Source organism: Gluconobacter sp., assembly GCF_047723935.1.
In the GTDB taxonomy this organism is placed as follows: domain Bacteria; phylum Pseudomonadota; class Alphaproteobacteria; order Acetobacterales; family Acetobacteraceae; genus Gluconobacter.
This window is the reverse complement of sequence record NZ_JBDOBO010000133.1, coordinates 1-2,232: the sequence shown is the minus strand read 5'-3', so window position 1 is coordinate 2,232 and position 2,232 is coordinate 1. Positions and strand designations below refer to the sequence as shown.

The following is a 2,232-nucleotide window of genomic DNA, read 5'->3' as shown; positions in this document are numbered from 1 at the left end:
GTGGTTCACCGCAACCCCTCACCACGCCCCCTACGGGGCCCCGCAACACACCCCTTTTTCACTGCACGCGCCCGCGGCGCAAGCCGCGGAAACTTGCACACCTTATTGATCTTGGGGACCACGGCTGCGTTTACCCGCCTGGGAAACATATGGTGGCACTGTTCCGATGCCACCGCTGTGCCTGGGAAAGTGAGTGGCGGGAAATGTCCAACGTCACGGAATGTCGACACGGCATACCATGCGAGACGTGCGATAAGGGTAATGTAGACATCGGAACGGGATGATATGGGACGTCCGTGCATGTTGTACCCTGCACCAGAAGATTGCGGCGATCCGGCAGGTCTCCCAGACGTAAACTCCAGTAATCCCTATGCATGTCAGCGTGAGAGCCGTTTTCTACTTCTTCTGGCCAGTTAATAACAACAACGTTCGAATTTTTTCGCGCTTGTCGTCAGGAATAAACCTGCTCTCGATGTAGAGAGGGTAGGTTTCGTCAGGCAGGACAAACCATGTGGCATAGCCTCTGGAGATTGGGTTCCCCTTTTCCCCTTCTTCACCATTCCAGCGTTGTGCAAGGACGTAACGCGTTCCCTCAGCATCGGTCCACTGGCCGAAAGCCATGGACCACCATTTGGATACATGCAGAAGATAGATCAGTTTCCACTTGTCCCGTGGAGAAACAGCTTCCCGAGGATGGAGGCCGATCACGTTATCAGTCACGGCGGTGGTCTCAATCATTGGCGATGTCCTGTGGAGAGTTCAGGGATAGATCAATTCCCTATCAAGGCGCGGGCTTTAGCCCGAATACTGGAGAGCTCGACATGGGTCACCCGACCTTTGCGTTTTGCGCCACGTGACTTCCAGTCAAGGGACTTGACCTGATCAGCAAGGGCAACACTCTCAGTTGTTCCCGCGATCAGGACTTCAAAAGGATAGCCTTTTGATTTTGTTGTGAGAGGGCAGCACAACAACAGGCCTATACGATTATAGGCCGCAGGGGACAGGACAACAGCAGGCCCATGGCCTGCCTGTTCATGTCCAGACTGCGGAGTAAAATTCAGCCAAATAATGTCGCCCTCATCCGGGACGTAATCTGCCATGGTTAAAGCAATTCCTGTCCGGCTGGCGAGCCGAAATCAACCTCACTGTGGACGTTATCAGGGGTTATGCCTGCCAGCAGCTCTGCGAGAGTACACTCTGTCGTAACAACGGGCTCAATGATGATACGCCCGGCCTCTTCCCGGACATCAACTGCCTGATCAATGCGTAAACCAACTGCCTTCATTACGGCTGAAGGAATACGGACTGAAGCACTATTGCCCCATTTTTTAACAAAAACCTGCATCACATCGCCTCTTGGGTATTGTGTTCAGAGTAGGTTAAGTCGACCAATAGTGTCAACAATGTATCAACATCACTCAGTGATATTATCTAGGCTCAGGACATATTATTTGAGATAGAAGATGAAGCTTGCCGCGCTGTAGTTGGCCGACATGTAAAGTGTGTGCAGCGATCCGCATCTAGTCCGGACATGCCTCAAGTCTTTCAGCTTTGCAATTCTTCTTCAGCCGAAGAACAGGCGGTAATATTGCGTTCTTCAAGCGATAACCTGATCAGGTTGCAACCATAACCTCTGTCGCCGATGACTTTTTTTCGGTTTCGTCAGGAAGAGCTGCCATCTGCGCACCTACATCTTTAATGTTACTGACCTGCTGTCAGATAACAGGCGAACAGAGCAACACTGAACATCACACACGCATGGACTTTTGAGTTCAGGCCGTCTTTTGCCCATCCGATTTGGTAGTGATCATACAATAATCTCCGCCCAATCCGAACGTGCGCAGATTTCATGTAGAAATAAGCATTGGGAGGCCGTATCGAAGCACTGGAAAGTGAATTTCCTTCTAGAACCGCCTCTTGATTTTCAACAATTGCCGTCTCATAATAGAAAATAGCATCATATATGAGGTCTTCAACTATGAAAATTAGTGGCTATACACACATCACATATGATCTACCTGACAACGGCTCCAGAGCTAAAAACACCCCATCTCTTGCTCTGGACTTTAGTAATATGACGCCCCAAGAAATGGAATCTGCAAGAATAGAATTGGGAAATGAAGGAAAAATATCTCTCCACCAAAGTACAGAAATGGCTTTAATGGATGGCTATGCGTTTATAGGTGTTAATGGTGGAAAACAGGTTGCTGGATCAACAAATATGTATTCAAT

The 2,232-nt window shown here is 49.3% G+C and carries 3 protein-coding genes and 1 pseudogene; 1 reads left to right on the top strand and 3 read right to left on the bottom strand.

What is annotated here, in order from left to right; all coding sequences use genetic code 11:
• Positions 1–396 precede the first annotated feature (396 nt).
• The 3 genes from ABF979_RS16635 to ABF979_RS16625 are packed head-to-tail and all read right to left on the bottom strand — an operon-like array spanning position 397 to position 1,345.
• Complete coding sequence (locus ABF979_RS16635; protein WP_415560782.1) at positions 397–738, bottom strand: hypothetical protein; 342 nt, start codon at positions 736–738, stop codon at positions 397–399.
• A 32-nt stretch (positions 739–770) separates the two neighbouring features.
• Positions 771–1,100, bottom strand: a complete 330-nt coding sequence (gene mazF / locus ABF979_RS16630; protein ID WP_415560781.1) for an endoribonuclease MazF — start codon at positions 1,098–1,100, stop codon at positions 771–773.
• Between the two features lie 2 nt (positions 1,101–1,102).
• Positions 1,103–1,345, bottom strand: a complete 243-nt coding sequence (locus ABF979_RS16625) for an AbrB/MazE/SpoVT family DNA-binding domain-containing protein (protein ID WP_415560780.1) — start codon at positions 1,343–1,345, stop codon at positions 1,103–1,105.
• 633 nt (positions 1,346–1,978) lie between these two features.
• Here ABF979_RS16625 and ABF979_RS16620 point away from each other — a divergent pair.
• Positions 1,979–2,232 (top strand): annotated as a pseudogene (locus ABF979_RS16620) (hypothetical protein); the annotation flags it as partial.

What these genes read in the sequence shown, in the direction of transcription:
- ABF979_RS16635 (WP_415560782.1), bottom strand. Translation starts at nt 738, where the DNA reads ATGATTGAGACCACCGCCGTGACTGATAACGTGATCGGCCTCCATCCT.
- mazF (WP_415560781.1), bottom strand. Translation starts at nt 1,100, where the DNA reads ATGGCAGATTACGTCCCGGATGAGGGCGACATTATTTGGCTGAATTTT.
- ABF979_RS16625 (WP_415560780.1), bottom strand. Translation starts at nt 1,345, where the DNA reads ATGCAGGTTTTTGTTAAAAAATGGGGCAATAGTGCTTCAGTCCGTATT.